The organism is Amycolatopsis sp. La24, assembly GCF_029087445.1.
Lineage (GTDB): Bacteria > Actinomycetota > Actinomycetes > Mycobacteriales > Pseudonocardiaceae > Amycolatopsis > Amycolatopsis nivea.
Window position 1 is genome coordinate 40,549 of sequence record NZ_JARACH010000026.1, and the last position, 17,213, is coordinate 57,761.

General features: G+C 67.7%; 16 protein-coding genes and 1 pseudogene. 6 read left to right on the forward strand and 11 right to left on the reverse strand.

What is annotated here, in order from left to right:
- Positions 1–324: 324 nt before the first annotated feature.
- The 3 genes from PUT80_RS23985 (at position 325) to PUT80_RS23995 (ending at position 3,500) form a co-directional block, all read left to right on the forward strand.
- Complete coding sequence (locus tag PUT80_RS23985; protein WP_343076901.1) at positions 325–1,083, forward strand: LLM class flavin-dependent oxidoreductase; 759 nt, start codon at positions 325–327, stop codon at positions 1,081–1,083.
- Between the two features lie 10 nt (positions 1,084–1,093).
- A complete protein-coding gene (locus PUT80_RS23990) occupies positions 1,094–1,744 on the forward strand; it encodes a GntR family transcriptional regulator (protein ID WP_275293536.1) in 651 nt (216 codons plus the stop codon).
- A 433-nt stretch (positions 1,745–2,177) separates the two neighbouring features.
- Complete coding sequence (locus PUT80_RS23995; RefSeq protein ID WP_275293537.1) at positions 2,178–3,500, forward strand: MFS transporter; 1,323 nt, start codon at positions 2,178–2,180, stop codon at positions 3,498–3,500.
- 53 nt (positions 3,501–3,553) lie between these two features.
- On the opposite strand, the gene PUT80_RS24000 is transcribed toward PUT80_RS23995, so the two are convergent.
- The 4 genes from PUT80_RS24000 to PUT80_RS24015 form a co-directional block, all read right to left on the reverse strand.
- Positions 3,554–4,246 (reverse strand): GntR family transcriptional regulator, encoded by a 693-nt coding sequence (locus PUT80_RS24000; protein ID WP_275293538.1) that lies wholly within the window; start codon positions 4,244–4,246, stop codon positions 3,554–3,556.
- A 128-nt stretch (positions 4,247–4,374) separates the two neighbouring features.
- Positions 4,375–5,022 carry a lactate utilization protein C gene (locus tag PUT80_RS24005; RefSeq protein WP_275293539.1) on the reverse strand — a complete coding sequence of 216 codons (648 nt, stop codon included), beginning with the start codon at positions 5,020–5,022 and terminating at the stop codon, positions 4,375–4,377.
- A complete protein-coding gene (locus PUT80_RS24010; RefSeq protein WP_275293540.1) occupies positions 5,015–6,445 on the reverse strand; it encodes a lactate utilization protein B in 1,431 nt (476 codons plus the stop codon). The genes PUT80_RS24005 and PUT80_RS24010 overlap by 8 nt, the downstream gene beginning before the upstream one ends.
- Entirely contained in the window at positions 6,427–7,158 is a 732-nt protein-coding gene (locus PUT80_RS24015) for a (Fe-S)-binding protein (RefSeq protein ID WP_275293541.1), read from the reverse strand. The genes PUT80_RS24010 and PUT80_RS24015 overlap by 19 nt, the downstream gene beginning before the upstream one ends.
- A 154-nt stretch (positions 7,159–7,312) precedes the next feature.
- Here PUT80_RS24015 and PUT80_RS24020 point away from each other — a divergent pair, with 154 nt between their 5' ends.
- Complete coding sequence (locus tag PUT80_RS24020; RefSeq protein ID WP_275293542.1) at positions 7,313–8,233, forward strand: LysR family transcriptional regulator; 921 nt, start codon at positions 7,313–7,315, stop codon at positions 8,231–8,233.
- On the opposite strand, the gene ilvC is transcribed toward PUT80_RS24020, so the two are convergent.
- A complete protein-coding gene (ilvC, locus tag PUT80_RS24025; protein ID WP_275293543.1) occupies positions 8,217–9,230 on the reverse strand; it encodes a ketol-acid reductoisomerase in 1,014 nt (337 codons plus the stop codon). The genes PUT80_RS24020 and ilvC overlap by 17 nt on opposite strands.
- A 174-nt stretch (positions 9,231–9,404) precedes the next feature.
- Between ilvC and PUT80_RS24030 the strand changes: the two genes are divergently transcribed.
- Together PUT80_RS24030 and PUT80_RS24035 are read left to right on the forward strand one after the other, a co-directional pair.
- Positions 9,405–10,289, forward strand: a complete 885-nt coding sequence (locus tag PUT80_RS24030; protein ID WP_275293544.1) for an alpha/beta hydrolase — start codon at positions 9,405–9,407, stop codon at positions 10,287–10,289.
- Between the two features lie 479 nt (positions 10,290–10,768).
- Positions 10,769–11,980 carry an MFS transporter gene (locus PUT80_RS24035; RefSeq protein ID WP_275293545.1) on the forward strand — a complete coding sequence of 404 codons (1,212 nt, stop codon included), beginning with the start codon at positions 10,769–10,771 and terminating at the stop codon, positions 11,978–11,980.
- An 8-nt stretch (positions 11,981–11,988) separates the two neighbouring features.
- Here PUT80_RS24035 and PUT80_RS24040 read toward each other — a convergent pair whose 3' ends face one another.
- The 6 genes and pseudogenes from PUT80_RS24040 to PUT80_RS24065 all read right to left on the reverse strand — a co-directional run bounded on the left by PUT80_RS24040 (position 11,989) and on the right by PUT80_RS24065 (position 17,127).
- Entirely contained in the window at positions 11,989–12,729 is a 741-nt protein-coding gene (locus PUT80_RS24040; protein ID WP_275293546.1) for an SDR family oxidoreductase, read from the reverse strand.
- 47 nt (positions 12,730–12,776) lie between these two features.
- Positions 12,777–13,307 carry an acyl-CoA dehydrogenase family protein gene (locus PUT80_RS24045; RefSeq protein ID WP_275293602.1) on the reverse strand — a complete coding sequence of 177 codons (531 nt, stop codon included), beginning with the start codon at positions 13,305–13,307 and terminating at the stop codon, positions 12,777–12,779.
- An 18-nt stretch (positions 13,308–13,325) separates the two neighbouring features.
- Positions 13,326–13,901: pseudogene (locus PUT80_RS24050) on the reverse strand (acyl-CoA dehydrogenase family protein); the annotation flags it as partial.
- 282 nt (positions 13,902–14,183) lie between these two features.
- A complete protein-coding gene (locus PUT80_RS24055) occupies positions 14,184–14,840 on the reverse strand; it encodes a lactate utilization protein C (RefSeq protein WP_275293547.1) in 657 nt (218 codons plus the stop codon).
- Entirely contained in the window at positions 14,837–16,360 is a 1,524-nt protein-coding gene (locus PUT80_RS24060) for a LutB/LldF family L-lactate oxidation iron-sulfur protein (protein ID WP_275293548.1), read from the reverse strand. Before PUT80_RS24060 ends, PUT80_RS24055 begins: the two co-directional genes overlap by 4 nt.
- On the reverse strand, positions 16,357–17,127 hold the full coding sequence (locus PUT80_RS24065) for a (Fe-S)-binding protein (protein WP_275293549.1): 771 nt from the start codon (positions 17,125–17,127) through the stop codon (positions 16,357–16,359). Before PUT80_RS24065 ends, PUT80_RS24060 begins: the two co-directional genes overlap by 4 nt.
- Positions 17,128–17,213 lie beyond the last annotated feature (86 nt).

Sequence of the window (17,213 nt, forward strand, 5' to 3'; positions counted from 1 at the left end):
TTGTGGATCCAGAAGCCAGGATACATACAATAGGGCGGTGACTCAAGGGCCTCCTCGGGCACACCGCTTCCCCGGATGCCCAGCCGGACGACACCCGGGGAAGCAGAAACTGGCTCACGACTCCAGGCCTGAGGACCGCGATGTCAGGGCAGCAGAAGAACCGTCGCCACCCGCTCAGCCCGGAACTCTCCTCGCAGAGCCCCAGCTCGTGGCCCACCCGCTCGCGCTTCCTCCGCAGATACCGGAAATTGCGAGGATTCACCGAAGCAGTTCCGCGCTGATCGGGAGGCGGAGAACCTCTGCCTGACGTTCACCAGCTCGATCCTGTCCGAGGACCCGTTCAGCTTCGGCCACTCTGTGTCCACAATGGACAATCTGAGCGAGGGCCGGATCGGATGGAACATCGTCACCAGCGTTTCGCACAACGCGGCGCAGAACTACGGCCTCGATGAGATCGTCGCCCGCGACAAGCGCTACGAGTGGGTCGACGAGTACATGGACGTGGCCACAAACCGTGGGAGGAATCCTGGGATGACGGCGTCGGCCTCGCGGACCGGAAGAGTGTTCGAGGACGCGAACTCCGGCAAAAAGGCCAAGGTTTCCGACGTCGCCGGAGCGCTGTCCAACAACCTGAAGATCGTCGGCACTCCCGAAACGATCGAGGACCAGCTCGAACAGTGGCAGGACGCGGGCATCGACGGCGTCAACATGATTGCCCAGCGATTCCCGGTTCCTGCCGGGACTTCATCGAGCAGGTCATCCCGGTACTGCAGAAGCGAGGCCTGGCCTCAGGCAGCGCATGTTCCCCGACACCGATGGCCGGATTCCCGACCGCCACCCGGCGGCCGCCCACCGTGGCGCGTTCGTCGACTCAGACGCGGGCAACAGCACCAGCGGAACCGGCGCGAGCTGGCAGTGACCAACTGGTGCCTGCTCTCCGGCGAGAGCAGGCACCGCGCTCGATCGCCAGTGGCCGGTGCGGCAGCACGGTCGCTGCACCGGCCACTGGCGATCGAAGTCCGGAACAGTTCGGCACAGATTGTTCGAATCCGAGCAGTACCCGCTCGGACAACTGGATGTTAGTATTCATATCGTGGCAGCAAAGAGCGCAAAGTCGCATCCCGAACCGATGGCCGAGCGCGTCTACGCACTGACAAAAGATCTTGTTTTCACCGGCGAACTCCCGGGCGGCCACCTCTTCAGCGAAGGCGAGATCGCAGAACGCGCAGGCGTGAGCCGCACGCCTGTCCGCGAAGCGCTTCTTCGCTTGCAGAGCGAAGGGTTTATCCGGTTAATCCCGAAACGGGGAGCCATCGTCGTGCCCATTTCGCCAAACGAAGCCGAAGACGTGCTCGACGCGCGCCAGGCCGTGGAAACTGCCGCCGTGCGCCGATTGCAGGCACGCGCCCACTTGCTGCCTTCAGCGATGAATTCGGTCCGCGCAGCCCTCGCCGAGCAGCAGAAAAATGCCGACAGCGGAGACATAACGGCATTCGCCAAGGCCGATGAGTACTTTCACCGGTCAATTGTCGAAGCTGGCGGCAACGATATACTTATCGGGTTTTACACTACACTTTCCGATCGGCAACAGCGAATGAGCGCACGCACTTTACACGTGATGCCCACTAATTTTCCCATTATTCTCCGCGAACATGGGGAACTGATCGACCTCATCGAGTCGGGCGAATTTGAACGTTTTTCGTCCGCTCTGTCCGCACACCTTGACCGGTTCCACCGCAGCTGATCCGGACCCAGGCCTCCGCAGGTCGAGCATTGACGTTCCGTCCGCACCGGACGATCAGGACACTGCTGACACGAGCGGGAAAACTTCGAACAGCCCGGTCACACGACACCTAGACCCTCGCGGTCGCGCTCTGCTCGCACGGCAGCGCATACCCTCCCGAATCACCTGAGTCGCTCCGCCTCGCAAGCCCAGGCGCAGCTCCGGCCACCACGCGCACCGCTTCATCACGGACGAAGTTCCCGCATGGCAACAACTCCGCGAAACCACGGTGGCGAACTGTCGTCATTGACGTCCTCCGGATCGGTTGTTAGGGTCATCACTCCGTGGATCCATGAGCCAGGATACACGTCCTGAATGGGTCACTCAAGGCCAGTTGCCTTCCGAGGATCCTGCGTCTCCCACGCCCGGTAGCCACCGAAGGAGCTGATCTGCCGTGCCTCCACCACCGGAAAATGCTTACCCGCATGCGAAACCGGTGCCGTCCGCCCGCTGGCGGAGGGTCGGGTTGCTGTTGTTCCTCGTCTACTTCACCGCGTTCGCCGAACGCGCCAACGTGAGCGTCGCGGCTCCGTCCATCGCTAAGGAACTGCACTTGAGCGCGGCCGCGACCGGCGTGGTGCTTTCGGCCTTCTTCTGGGGCTATGTCGCCACTCAGGTGCCAGGCGGCTGGCTCGCCACGAAGCTGGGCCCGACCCGGATCATCGCGACCTCGTTGTTCATCTGGGGGTTCGCGGCGATCGCCCAGGCACTGTCCGGTTCGATCGAGCCCCTGCTGTTCTCACGGCTGGCCATGGGACTCGCCGAGGGCGTCGTCTGGCCGACGTTCGCCGTCATGTTCGTGAAATGGTTCCCGGTGGGCGAGCGCGCGCGAGCGGCCGGCCTCTCGCTGCTGGCCCTGCCCGCCTCCTCCGTCGTCATGGCACCGTCCGCGGGATGGCTGATCCAGACCTGGAACTGGCAGACGATGTTCGTGGTCCAGGGCGTACCCGCGTTCATCCTGGGCGTGGTCGTGCTGGTCTTCCTGCGGGACAGCCCGGAACAGGACCGCCGGTTGTCCGAAACGGAGCGCGAGTACATCCTGCGGCACCGCCTGGCTCACAGCGATGACGGCAAGCGCGGTTCATTCCTGCAGGTGCTCAAGACACCGGCCGTCTGGGCGTGCAGCCTGGTCTACTTCCTCTGGCTGACCGGTTTCTACAGCTTCGGACTGTGGCTTCCGACCGTCCTCAAAGAACTGTCGGCACGAGGCATCGAAGCGGTGGGCTGGCTTTCGGCGATCCCGTTCGCGGCGGCGGGCGTGGCCCTCCTCTTCAACGCGCGGGCCGCTGACCGCTCCCGGCACGGCAAGTCGCGTTTCGTCATCCCGGCGTTGTTCCTCGGTGCGTTCGGCCTGCTCGTCCAGCACTTCCTCCCGCACAGCCTGCTTCTGCAGCTGGCATTCCTGCTCATCACCGCATTGGGCGTGTACGCGGCTTTCGGCCCCTGGTGGGCTTGGGCGCTGCAGTACGTCCCGCCGGAGCAGGCGGGGCCGGCCACCGGCGTGATCAACCTGTTCGGCAGTCTCGGCGGCCTGGTGGGCCCCGTTGTCGTCGGATACGCGGCGAACGGCGGCTCCACCCAGAAGGGCTTCTACGCACTCGGTTTCTTCATGCTGGCCAGCGCACTGGTCGCCACCGCGATCGCGAGCTTCGGAAAGCGGGCACCGGCCGCGGGGCCCGCACGCACGAGTGCACCCGTGGCGGCACAGGAAGGATGACCGTTCCGGGTGTGGACGGGCGCCATGCGTCCGTCCACACCCGGCGTCACCTGCTAGTCCGACTCCGCGAGTGCGTCGTCCTCGGGCAGCCGGCCGGCCAGCTTCTCGGCGGCGTTGGTCAGATGCCGGCATACCGCCGCCTCGGCCTTGTCCGCGTCCCCCGCGCGCAGCGCCCGCACGATCTGAGCGTGCTCTTTCCATGGGCCCTCGAAGCCTTCCGTGGCTTCCAGCACTCCGACCATCGCCCGTTCCACCACGGACCAGAGAGAAACGATCGCTCGCTGGAAATAGTCGTTGCCCGTCGCTTCCAGCAACGCCATGTGGAACTCACGGTCGGCGGCCAGCAGTGTGGCCGCGTCATAGGACGACACGTTCGGACGATGGGTGTCGATGATTTTCTGCAGCTTGCCAAGCGCCGGGGCAGGACGCGCCTCGGCCACGTTGCGGACCGCACGGGACTCCAGAGCGAGCCGCACCTCGTAGACCTCGCGGACGTCGCGCCTCGTCAGCTTGCGCACCATCACCCCACCGCCGGTCAGCGGCTCGAGGAGCCCCTCGGTGACGAGTTCCGGTATCGCCGCGCGGACCGGCATCCGGCTGACCCCCAGTTGTTTCGCCACCAGCACCTGGTTGAGCTTGACCCCGGCGGGAATCTCGCCCAGTGCGATCGCCTGGCGCATCCGGTCGCGAACCGTCCGGACAAGGGCAGTGGTGTCCCGTGGCGGCAGTTGCTCCAGCGCCGACACGTTTTGCTCCATGACCACCCGCGCTACCTCTCCTACGTCAGCTTTCAGACGCAGTATAGCGATAGGTGGCTCGTGGATCCATCAGCCATCCCGGACCGGCCCGGTGGCCGCGAGGTCCGTCCTGGCGGTCAGCGTGGCGCTGCGGTCCCAGGGGGCTCCCGGTCCTCGATGAGGACCACGTCCAAGGTGCGCGGGCCGTGCACGCCCTCGACCCGGTCAAGCTCGATGTCGCTCGTCGCCGACGGACCGGAAACGAAGGTCAACGGACGCTCGGGTGCCAAGCGCGCCAAGCCTTCCGGGACCGTGGCGACCACTTGCCGGCGTCGTACCACGCACAGGTGGTAGTCGGGCACGAGGGTCAGCGCGCGCCGCCCCTGGCCGGGTCCCCCGTCGAGCACGATCGTCCCGGTCTCCGCGATCAGCACCGCGCACCCGGTCACCACGGCGTCGACCTGGTCGAGCTGCTCCACAGCGAGCGGCGGATCGTCGCACAGCCAGCGGACCTCCGGTCCCAGCCACTCCGCCGGAACGCCCCGGGGCGCGACACCGGCGTGCACCCGCTTCGCGCTCAGCAGACCGGCGATCGTCGCGGGAACCTCCGCCGCGGCCACCCGGCACACCCGTGCCTGGTAGTCCTCGATGCGCTCGGCCGCCAAGCCGAGCAAGTCCGGGTAGGCACGGTGCCGGTCGTAGTCCCGTGGGATCGCGGGCGCCGCGGCCCGGTCCGCCAGCGCGGCCCGGATCCGGTCGAAGATCTCCGTCCGGGCCTCAGTCACGATTTTCCCTCCACCACGCGCGGAAAGACTCCCGTGCCGGAAGCGGCGCGTCACGCGAAGCGGTCCACTTCGAACCCGGCCACGGGAGCCGCGAAACGTGGTCGTGCGGCATGATCCGCGCGCCCAGCGATCCCAGCCGCTGGGCGGCTTCGTATCGTTTCGGGTCGCCGAGTACCCGGGCGAGCGCGGACATCGCCAGCGCCTCCGGCCGTCGAGCGCTTTTCGCCTCGACGGCCTTGGCCCGCAAATGGGTGAGGACGTCGGGGATGTCGATGCGGACCGGGCACACTTCGAAGCACGCGCCGCACAGCGAAGAGGCATACGGCAGCGACGCCGCCTGCTCGTCGTGCGGGTCCGCGACCAGTTGCGGGGTCAGGATGGCGCCGATGGGGCCGGGGTACACCGACCCGTAGGCCTGCCCGCCGGTCCGTTCGTAGACCGGGCACACGTTGAGGCAGGCAGAGCAGCGGATGCAGCGCAGTGCCTGCCGTCCGACCGGGTCGGCGAGTGCCGCGGTGCGGCCGTTGTCGAGCAGCACCAGATGGAACTCCTCTGGCCCGTCGCCCGGCGTCACGCCCGTCCACACCGATGTGTAAGGGTTCATCCGCTCCGCGGTGGACGACCGCGGCAACAACTGGAGGAACACTTCGAGATCACGCCAGGACGGCACGAGCTTTTCGACGCCCAGCACGGTGATCAGGGTTCGCGGCAGGGTGAGGCACATCCGGCCGTTACCTTCGGATTCGACCACGGCGACGGATCCGGTGTCCGCGACGGCGAAGTTCCCGCCGGAGACGGCCACCCGTGCGGAAAGGAACTTCTCCCGCAAGTACCGGCGTGCCGCTTCGGCGAGAGCGGCCGGCCGGGCCGGCAGATCGGCCGGGGCACCGGGCATCTCGCGCCGGAAGATGTCGCGGATCTCCTCGCGGTTGCGATGGATCGCCGGCACCAGGATGTGCGACGGCCGGTCCCGGCCAAGTTGGATGATCACTTCGGCAAGGTCCGTCTCCACCGCGCGCACTCCGCCGGCCTCGAGCGCTTCGTTGAGACCGATTTCGGCCGTCGCCATCGACTTGACCTTGACGACCTCGTCCGAGCCAGTCGCCCGGACGAGCCGGAGCACGATCTCGTTCGCCTCGGCGGCGTCACGGGCCCAGTGCACGACACCGCCGCGTTCGGTGACTGTCTTCTCCAGCACTTCGAGGTACTCGTCGAGGTGGAGCAGAACCTCGTCCTTGATCGCCGCGCCAGCCGCTCGAAGCCGCTCCCAGTCGGGCAGTTCGTCCACCACGCGCGCGCGTTTGCCTCGGATCGCTTGCGTCGCGTGGCGAAGGTTCTTCCGCAACGGGGTGTCGCTCAGGGTTTCCCTCGCCGCCTTGGGAAAAGCCGGCGTTCCCAGCCACGTCACGGGGTTGCGGACCACGGTTCCTCCTCGGTCGACGCCAGGATCTCGGCCAGATGCAGCGGACGGGCGCCGGCGTCGAGCCGCCGGAGGCCGCCGCCGATGTGCATGAGACAGGAACTGTCCCCGGCGGTCAGCACCTCCACACCCGAAGCCTGTACCGCGCGCACCTTGTCGGCGAGCATCTCCGACGACGTGTCGGCGTTCTTGAGCGCGAACGTGCCACCGAACCCGCAGCAGGACTCCGCGCCGGAAAGCGGTACGAGACGGATGCCGCGCACCGACTTCAGCAAACGCTCGGGCCGGTCGGCGACGCCGAGCATCCGCAGCGAGTGGCAGGTCGGGTGGTAGGTGACCGAGTGCGGGAAATAGGCTCCGACATCAGTCACTCCCAGCACGTCCACCAGGAACTCGGAAAGCTCGTAGGTCTTGTCCGGCAGAGTCCCGGCGAAGCCGGGCAACCGCCGGTAACTGTGCCGGACCATGCCCGCACAGGACCCAGACGGCGCCACGACGACGGCGTGGCCGGCGAATGCTCGTTCGAAGGCTGAGGCCAGGTCCGCAGCTTCCCGCCGGTAGCCGGTGTTGAAATGCATTTGGCCACAACACGTCTGCCCGGCGGGGAAGTCGACAGTGCAGCCGAGCCGCTCCAGCAGACGGAGCGTCGCCTTCAACACTCCAGGATAGAGCGTGTCGGCCAGGCAGGTGCCGAGGAGAGCGACCCGGACGCTCATTTCCGGCCTCCCTGCGCAGTCGCGCTGTCCTGCCCGACGCATCTGATCTCGCTCATCCGCACTCTGTTCCGCTTGATGGTGAGACCACTATCGCTGGGCATATAGGCACACACAATAAGAATATGAGCACAGACAGCGTGCAATAATGCACACCATGAACCTCGAAGATCTTCGTTATTTCCTGGCGCTGACGCGGTACGGAAAGCTCACCGTGGCTGCCGCCCGGCTCTCGGTGGAGCACACGACGATCCGGCGCCGGATCACGGCACTGGAGAAACACCTCGGGCAGCGGCTCTTCGACAAGACGCCCCGCGGCTGGACCCCGACCCCTGCCGGACGGCGGCTGCTGCCGCACGCCGAACGCATCGAGGCCGAGGCGGACGCCGCGGCTGCAGCCGTCGCTGATCGCGCGCACAGCCCGCAGGGCACGGTGCGGATCGTGGCGACCGACGGGTTCGGCAGCTCCGTGATCGCACCGGGGCTGGCCCGGCTGCGGACGCGACACCCGGGCATCGAGGCCGAGCTGGTGACCAGCAGCCACCTGCTCGACTACGGGGTGGGCGAGTTCGACCTCGCCGTCACCATCCACCGCCCGGAACGCCCCGGCTTCCACGTCGAGCACCTGTGCGACTACCACCTGCGTCTCTACGGCAGCCCGGATTACCTCGCGTCGCATCCTGAGATCCACGAGCAGGACGACCTGACCGAGCACGACCTCGTCTGGTTCGTGGCGTCCCTGCTGGACCTACCCGAACTCCAGAGCGCCGAGGACATCGCGGCCCAGGCCAACGTCGTGTTCCGGACCACCAACCTCTTCGCCCAGCTGGAGGCGACCGCAGCCGGGATCGGACTGGGGCTCGTGCCCTGTTTCCTCGCCCATCACGATCCCCGGCTGCGGCCGGTGCTGCACGACCACGTCCACGCCCTGCGCAGTTTCTGGGTCATCATCCCGGACCGGCTGCTCAACACCGAGCGGGTCACCACGGTCGCGGCGCATCTGGCCGAGACCGCCCGGCTCGCTGCCGGCCGGCTGATCCCGCCTGCTCCCGATACCCGGGTCAGGCGGTCTCGGTGATCGGCCGGTCCACCCAAGACATCAGCCCGCGCAGCTGCGCGCCGACCTGCTCGATACCGTGGGCCTTGCCTTCGGCCCGCAGCTTGAGGAACAGGGGGCGGCCGTTGTCGTCCTCCGCGATCCACTCACGCGCGAAAGAACCATCCTGGATCTCGGCGAGGATCTTGCGCATCTCCTCGCGGGTCGCGTCGGTGACGATCCGCGGTCCCCGCGTCAGGTCGCCGTACTCGGCCGTGTCGCTGCACGAGTACCGCTGCCGCGCGATACCGCCCTCGTAAATCAGGTCCACGATCAGCTTCATCTCGTGCAGCACCTCGAAATACGCGATCTCCGGCTGGTATCCGGCATCGACCAGGGTTTCGAAGCCAGCCTGGATCAACGCCGACACTCCCCCGCACAACACGGCCTGCTCACCGAAAAGATCGGTCTCGGTCTCCTCGGCGAACGTCGTCTCGATCGTCCCGGCACGAGTGCCGCCGATCGCGCTCGCGTAGGACAACGCGACGTCCTTGGCGTTCCCGGACGCGTCCTGCTCGACCGCCACCAGGCACGGCACACCGTGACCGTCCACGAACTGACGGCGCACCAAGTGCCCGGGTCCCTTCGGCGCCACCAGCGCGACGTCCACTCCGGCCGCGGGCTCGATGTAGCCGTACCGGACGTTGAAGCCGTGGCTGAACAACACCAGATCGCCGTCGTTCAGGTTCGGAGCGATGTCGTCGGCGTAGAGCGACCGCTGCACGGTGTCGGGCGCCTGAACCGAGATCAGATCTGCCTCGGCCGCCGCCTGCGCCGGCGTGACCACCCGCAGTCCCTGCTCCTCGGCCTTGGCACGGGACTTCGATCCCTCCGGCAGGCCGACGCGGACGTCGACACCGGAATCCCGGAGGCACAGTGCGTGCGCGTGCCCCTGACTGCCGTAGCCGATCACCGCGACCTTGCGGCGCTGGACCAGACTGAGGTCGGCATCGTTCTCGTAGTAGATCGTCGTAGCCATCGAGGACTTCCCTTCTCCGAACGCGGACGCGTCCGCATAGTGTACCCCGGCTCCTGGATCCAGGATCATGGCGTGAGGAATCGAGTAGACTGGGCAGGCGAACATGCCGGAGACGGACCTTTATGCCGAGGGATCCGGCTGCCGGCCGCGCCGTTAGCGACAGGGGGATTTCCAGTGCCCATCAGCTCCGCCGTCGACGGATTCCGGCTGGCCTATGACCGGTACGGGACGCCTTCCCCCGCCTGCCCTGCCGTCGTATTGCTCCACGGCTGGCCGGGAGACCGCTCCGACCACACCGAGGTGGCCGCCCTGCTCGCCGGCCGGTTCGACGTCGTGGTCCCGGACCTGCGGGGATTCGGCGAGTCCGACAAACACCGCCAGGATCCGTGCCGTTACTACGATCGCGCCGCCCAGGCACGCAGCATTGCCGGACTCGTCGAAGAACTCGGGATCTCCCGCCTCGTCGTGGCCGGCTACGACGTGGGAAGCCGCGTCGCGCAGCACCTCGCGAAGACGCGCCCGGACCTGGTGCGGGCCCTGGTCGTCACCCCGCCCGCGCCCGGGGTCGGCCGGCGCATCGCGGCTCCGAAGCCGATGGAAGAGTTCTGGTACCAGTGGTTCCACCAGCTCGAACTGGCCGAGGAACTCGTCGACGGCAACCCCGATGCCGCCCGCGCATACCTGCGGCACTTCTGGACACGCTGGTCCGGTCCCGAGTTCGCTTTGGACCCGCAACGCTTGGAGCACCTCGCTTCCGCCTACGGGCGTCCGGGGGCGTTCGCGGCTTCGATCAGCTGGTACCGGGCCGGCGGCGGAAGCGTCGCCAGCGCACTGGCCGAAGTCGCTCCCGACCCGGCCGAGCGGCTGGCCGTCCCGACTTCGTTCCTCTGGCCCGAACGCGACCCGCTGTTCCCCGTCGAGTGGTCCGACCGTCTCGGGGATTTTTTCGGCGATGTCTCCGTGGAGCCCGTCGGCGGAGTGGGGCATTTCGTTCCCGTCGAGGCGCCGGAGACGTTCGCCCGAGCCGTTCGCGAGGCCGCGGAGGCTCACGGCGCCTGATGCGCGAAGACCCTGGACTCTCCACAAAGGACAGAATCCTGCGGCCGCGCGCTATCGCCCTTCCGACGTGCCCTTCGTGCCTCGGGCAACCTGGATTCGGCCCACGCCAACATATCCGGTGCACCCTGCCTGCAAGATTGCGGCCCGTGACCCCCGCCGCATTTTTAAATGCAAGGATAGATACACCTGCTATTCTGACGTGGTGACAGCAGGGGCTCGCCCACCGGCCTGACCCCGCGCCGCTGGTCCGGGTACGAGATAGACCAGACAGCTATCCGCGCTCTGTTTTTCACCGTCTGGACAGCGGATCCCGCCGCACGCGTCGCTTTCACCCCACGCGGTGCCAGCCGCCACCAGCAGGCCGATCCGGGTGCGGCAAGGCCGCGCGGCCTTGCCTCGAAGACCCCGATCCTTGCCGAAGGACAACTGTGACCACGACACACTCCCCCGTTTCACTCGGGTTCGACCGATCGGTTCCCGTGGGCCGGCGCCACTGGACGGGTGCGGCCGCCGCAGTTTTCGTTTGTGGCTGGGGCGGCAACCAGTTCACCCCGCTGCTCGTGCTGTACCGCGAGGCGGGGTGGTCCGTCGCCATCGTGGACGCGCTGCTCAGCGCCTATGTCGTCGGCCTGGTCCCCGGTTTGCTAGTCGCCAGCCGGTTGTCCGCGCGCTTCGGCCACAAGCGCGTGATGACCGCGGCGGTCGCGGTGTCCCTGCTGTCCGGCTTGATGACGGCGGCCGGCGGCTTCGCCTCGGGCAGCACGATGATCACCTGGATTTCCGTGGGCCGGTTCAGCACCGGCGCCGCCGCGGCCATCGCGATGGCCGCCGGGACCACCTGGGTCACCGAACTGTCGAGCGACCCCGCCGCCGGGACCCGCCGGGGCGCACTGTGGCTGACGCTCGGCTTCGCCGCGGGCCCGGGCGTGGCCGGGCTGCTCGCACAGCTTCTGTCCACGTCGAGCGGTCATTCGGCGATGGTCGTTCCCTACCTGCCGCATGTGGTCCTCGCGGCGGTGTTGCTGCCGATGCTGCCTCGCCTGGCTGAAACGCGGATTGCCGACGGCAAACCCGTCGCCCGTCTCACAGTCGCGCGCAACCCTCGGTTCGTGCGAGTCATCCTGCCGATGGCACCGTGGATCTTCGGCTCCGCCGGCATCGCCTACGCGATCATGCCGCAGGTCGTCGGGAATTCCGTGCGGTCCTGGGGGCTGGCCTACTCGACGCTGCTGACGGTGTGCACGCTGGGCGCGGGTGCGCTCGTCCAGCCTTTGGCCAAACGCCTCGACCATCACGGCAGCGCCCGCGCCGTCGCGATTTCCATGGCCGTCATGTCCGCGGGCCTGGCCGCCAGTGCGATCGCGGCCGGCACCGGTTCGCCGGCGCTCGCCCTCGCGGCCGCGATCACCTTGGGCCTCGCCTACGGTATCGCCGTTGTTTCCGGATTGCTTGAACTGCAGCGGCTCGCCGCGCCCGGCGAACTGGCGACGCTGACCGGCGTCTACTACGCGCTCGCCTACTCAGGCTTCCTGCTGCCCACGGTGCTGGCCCTGCTCGCGGGCGTCGCGAGCTACCCGACGTTGCTGAGCGGGCTGGTTCTGATCGCCTTGAGCGGCATGCTGGTGATCCTGCGCCACTCGCGGGCACATCTGCCGGCTCCCGCGGCTCACCGCTTGCCCGAGGCCGGCTGACGAGGAGATCACCACGTGCCCGCGGTCGAACCCCCGTCGACGGTCATGATGGAACCGGTGACGTAGTCCGAACCTGTCAGGTAGAGCACCGCGTCGACGATGTCCTGCGGGACGCCGGTTTTCCCATTGGGCGCAAGGGTTCGGAAGAACGCCCAGTTCTCTTCGCCGCGAGGAAGGATCGGCGTGTCGATGATTCCGGGCGCGACCCCGTTGACCTGGACCCCGGAGCTGCCGAGTTCGAGTGCCAGGCCCTTGACGGCGTGATTGAGACCTCCCTTGGTCATCGCGGTGAGCAAGCAGGGAAGTTTGACGTTGGGCTGCATCGCGATGCAGGCGGTGATCGCGATGATGTGGCCCGATCCGTTGGCCGACATGTGTTTCGCGGCCTCCTGAGCGGGATAGAAGAACCCCTTGAGGTTGGTGTCGAGAATGGACTCGACGTCCTCCTCGGTGAAATCGCCAACCGGTTTGGCGATGAAGACGCCCGCGTTGGCGACGAGAATGTCCACCTTCTCAAAAGCTTCGATCGCCCGCGCGAACAACGTGCGAGCTGTTTCCGGCTTGCCGATGTCCCCCTCGACGAGCAGGAAGTTCTCCGGGTTCCCGATGCTCGCGGCGGCTTCCCGCAACCGCTCGGCGGTACGGGCGTTGCCGACGACGTTGTACCCCATTTTCAGGTACGCCTCGGCAATGGCCAGACCAAGACCGCTCGACGCCCCGGTCACTATCGCGGTTTTCTTCGCGTCCATTTCGACCTCCTCGATTCGTGGATACGGTGGGTGCTGCTCGTTTGCGATCAAGTCGCGTCGTAAGCGGTGAGGGGGTCGTAACCGGGCTGCTGGAGCATCGCGTGCAGAGCCCGCCGCCGGCCGCCCAGGTTGCCGCCGGCGAACAGCGGGAGCACCAGCGCGTCCTGCAGCAAGCCGTTCAGCGGATCGGCCTCTTCGTAGCTGTCGACGCCGACCACCCGCATCAGCTCGGTGATGACGCGGACAGCCGTTTCCGAGCCGAAGATCTTCGAATAGTTCGCGAGCTCCGGTGCGGCCGGATGTCCGGCGTCGACCGCATGGCACGCTCGCCAGCTGAGGGCACGAGCGGTTTCGATGCTCATCTTCGCGTCGGCCAGCGCATAACCGACGGCCTGGTGCTCGACGATGGGCACGATCCCGCCACGGCGTTCCGAACGAGCGAAGTCCAGCGCGTGCTCGAAAGCGGTCCGCATCAACGCGACCCCGAGCATTCCGATGAGCGCCGCAGCGCCGGTGAAGCTCGCCCCGCTGAGCCGTAGTCCCGCACCCTCCTCGCCGAGCAGGTTGGCGTGCGGCACAACGGCATCGCGGAAGGTGAACTCCGGCAAGAGATGAGCCCGGTAGCCCGGGGTTTCGATTGCCCGATCGAGCTGGATCCCGTCTCCCGGCTTCTCCACCGCGATGATGGAGACACCGCGTTCGGGTGGGGCGCTGGGGTCGGTCCGGCAGACGACACAAAGGACATCGGCGCCCTTGCGATCCCAGCCTGTCGCCGAGGAGACCCACTTCTTGCGCCCGGAAATGATCCAGTTCTCCCCATCGCGCACCGCACGAGTGCGCACGCCCTCACCGGGAGCGGGTGAGGCCGCGTTCGCACTGCCGCCGGGCTCGCTGGCACAGACTGCGGCCGGCGGAGCACGCGTCCCCGTGAGAAACGGTGCCAGCAGACGCGTCTGCTGTTCCTTGGTACCGCCCACGAGGATGGGCTGGAGCCCGAGCACAGTGCCCACCAAAGTCAGTGCGACGCTCGGGTTCTCGCAGTACAGCTCCTCGGCCACGATTGCGGTGTCGACGAGACTCTGATTGTCGCCGCCCGCCGACTCCGGTATGCACGCACGCAGGAAGCCATCCGCGACGAGTCGGGTATATGCGGGTTCGTTGCGAGGAAACGTTTCTCCGGCGTCCGCAAGCGCTCGGTCCTGGCCTTGACCTCACGCAGGACGTCGCGCGCGAACTGTCGTGACTCCGACCGCAGCCGGCGTTGCCGGTCCGTGAGATCAAAGCTCAACACCATCGTCGCGCCGCCTTTCCCTTGCCAGCGGAAGCCGAGTACCTGTGGGGAGGAACACGGTTCAGCACAGTGTCAGGGGCGGGCGGTCATCGGACTAGAACGAATCTGCACCGGCACTGGAACGGACGTGCACGACCTCGCCGGCCGGGCAGCGCCGCTACCGTCAGTCGTCCGGGGAAATGATCAGGACGTGCAGGGTTCGCGGACCGTGCACGCCCTCGACGCGATCCAGCTCGATGTCGCTGGTGGCGCTCGGCCCGCTGATCCAGGTCTGCGGCCGCCGGGGGTCGAGCGCGGACACCGCTTCCGGCAGCCCGGCGACCACCTGCTCAACGCGGACCAGGCACACGTGCAGGTCGGGCACGAGAGTGGCGGCACGCCGGCCCTGGCCCGGACCGTGGTCGAGCACGATGGTGCCGGTTTCGGCGATGCCGATCGCCGCGGTGGTCACGACTCCGGCGCAATGGTCGAGCTCGACGATCGGCACGCCGGGCCCGTCGGCGACGATCCCGGTGCCGTCTGGCAGGTACGCGGCCGGGAAACCGGGCGGGACCAGGATTCGCGACGCGCCGGTTCCCGCTTGGGCAGACCGGCTCCGCAGCACCTGGGCGATCGCGCCCGCGACGCTCGCCTCCGTGGTCCGTTCGACGAACGCGCGGTAGTCGGCGACCTGCTCGGCGAAAAGGTCCACGAGGTCTTCGCGCGGCAGGTCCCGGCGCTGGTCCGGCCGGTCGATGGGCACGTCGGCCGCGGGGTCACGGGTGGCCACGTCGGACAGGGCACGCCGCGCCCGCTCCAGGATCTGCGTGCGTGCGGTCACGGCTGTCCGCCTTCCTGCTGTTCCGCTGACAGCGGGCCGTCCGATTCGCGGATACCTCCGTCGGTGCGTTTCCACCAGTCCCGGAAGGACTCTGTCGCGGGGACCGGGATGTCACGCGACTGCGACCAGCCGGCGGCAGGCCCGGGCATGGGGCCCAGCACTGCCCGGCCGCCCGGCGTCGGGCGGGCGCGCTTGGCGACGATCCGTGCACCCAGCCCGGCTGCTTTCTCCGCGATACCTGTCCGGCGCGACGAGGACAGCATCCAGGACGCGGCCTTCATCGCCATGTCCTGCACCGAAGGCAGGGTCGAGGCAGCCTTGTTCTCGTCGACGACCCGGCTGCGGAGATGCACCAGCACCTCGGGAATGTCGATGCGCACGGGGCAGACTTCGAAGCAGGCGCCGCACAAGCTCGAGGCGTAGGGCAGCGAATCGGCCTGCGGGTCGGATCCGCGCAGCTGCGGGGTGAGAATCGCGCCGATCGGGCCCGGATACACGGATCCGTAGGAATGCCCGCCGGTCCGCTCGTACACCGGGCAGACGTTCAGGCACGCGGAGCAGCGGATGCAGCGCAGTGCCTGCCGTCCGGTGGGATCCGCCAGGACGTCGGTTCGGCCGTTGTCCAGGAGGATCACGTGCACCTCTTGGGGGCCGTCGCCGGGGGTGACCCCGGTCCACATCGAGGTGTAGGGGTTCATCCGCTCGCCGGTGGACGAGCGCGGCAGCAGCTGGAGCATGACGTCGAGGTCCTGGTAGGTCGGCAGAACCTTCTCGATGCCGACGACCGAGACGAGCACCTCGGGCAGGGTCAGGCACATCCGGCCGTTGCCCTCGGATTCGACAACGGTGAGCGTGCCGGTCTCGGCGACCGCGAAGTTCGCTCCGGACACGGCGACCTTGGCGCGCAGGAACTTTTCCCGAAGATGGGTTCGGGCAGCTTCGGCGAGCCGTGCCGGCTCGTCGGTGAGGTCGTCCGGGGCAGGCTTGCCGACCTTGCCCATCTCGCGGAGGAAAATCTCGCGGACCTCGGCGCGGTTGCGGTGGATGGCGGGGACGAGGATGTGGCTGGGCAGGTCGTCCCCGAGCTGGACGATCAGCTCGGCGAGGTCGGTTTCCCAAGCCCGGATGCCCGCCGCTTCGAGCGCGGCGTTGAGCTCGATTTCCTGGGTGGCCATCGACTTGACCTTGACCACCTCGTCCGCGCCGTGCCTGGTCGCGATCTCGACGACGATCCGATTGGCCTCGGCGGCGTCGTTGGCCCAGTGCACGACGGCACCCGCGGCGGTCAACGATTCCTCGAGCTGTTCGAGATACTCGGGCAGGTGCCGCAGCACCCGGTTCTTGATGGCCTCGCCTGCCAGGCGCAGCTGCTCCCATTCCGCGACCTCGCCGACTACGTTCGCGCGCTTGGCACGGATGGTGCCGGTAGCGTGGGCGAGGTTGCGGCGAAGCTGGCTGTCCGAAAGCGCTTTCTTCGCCGCCACCGGGAACTTCGGCGTGCCGAGGAAGGTTCCGCTCATCGTGCCGCCACCTCCTCCGCGACGGTCCGGACGCCCGTCGAGTCCGTCGCCGCGAGGATTTCGGCGAGGTGCATCACCTGGATTCCCGAACGTTCTCGCGAAAGCAATCCCCCGATGTGCATGAGGCACGAGTTGTCGCCCGCCACCAGAACCTCCGCACCGGACTCTCGGACGTGCCGGGCCTTGTCGCTGCCCATCGCCACCGATGTGTCGGCGTTCTTCACCGCGAACGTGCCACCGAACCCGCAGCATTCGGTCGCCGCCGGCAACTCCAGCAGTGTCAGCCCCCGGACTGCCCGCAGCAGCCGGCTCGGCCGGTCCCCGACGCCGAGCATCCGCAGCGAGTGACAGGTCGGGTGGTAGGTCACGCGGTGCGGGAAGTACGCGCCGACATCCACCACGCCGAGCACGTCCACGAGGTATTCGGTCAGCTCGTAGACCGGCGGAGCCGCCTCGACCGCGCGCACCAGGCCGGGATCTCCGGACCGCTCGGCCAAAAGCCGGTGCTGATGGCGCACGGACCCCGCACAGGATCCGGACGGCACCACGACGGTGTCGCAACCCGCGAACGCGGCGAGGTGGTTGCGCAGCAGCGGCACCGCCTCGTCCAGATAGCCGGTGTTGACCATGGGCTGCCCGCAGCACGTCTGCGCGGCGGGGAAGTCGACCTTCACGCCGAGGCGGCGCAGCAGGGTGACCACCGCACGGCCGGTCTCGGGGAACAGCGCGTCGTTCATGCACGTGACCATCAGGCCGACGCTGGACATAAGTCCTCCGGAGAAGAAGGGACGGAGGGATGTGGTCGGACCAAGATAGCTGTATGGTTCGACCAAGTGCAACATCGGCGGCGAGA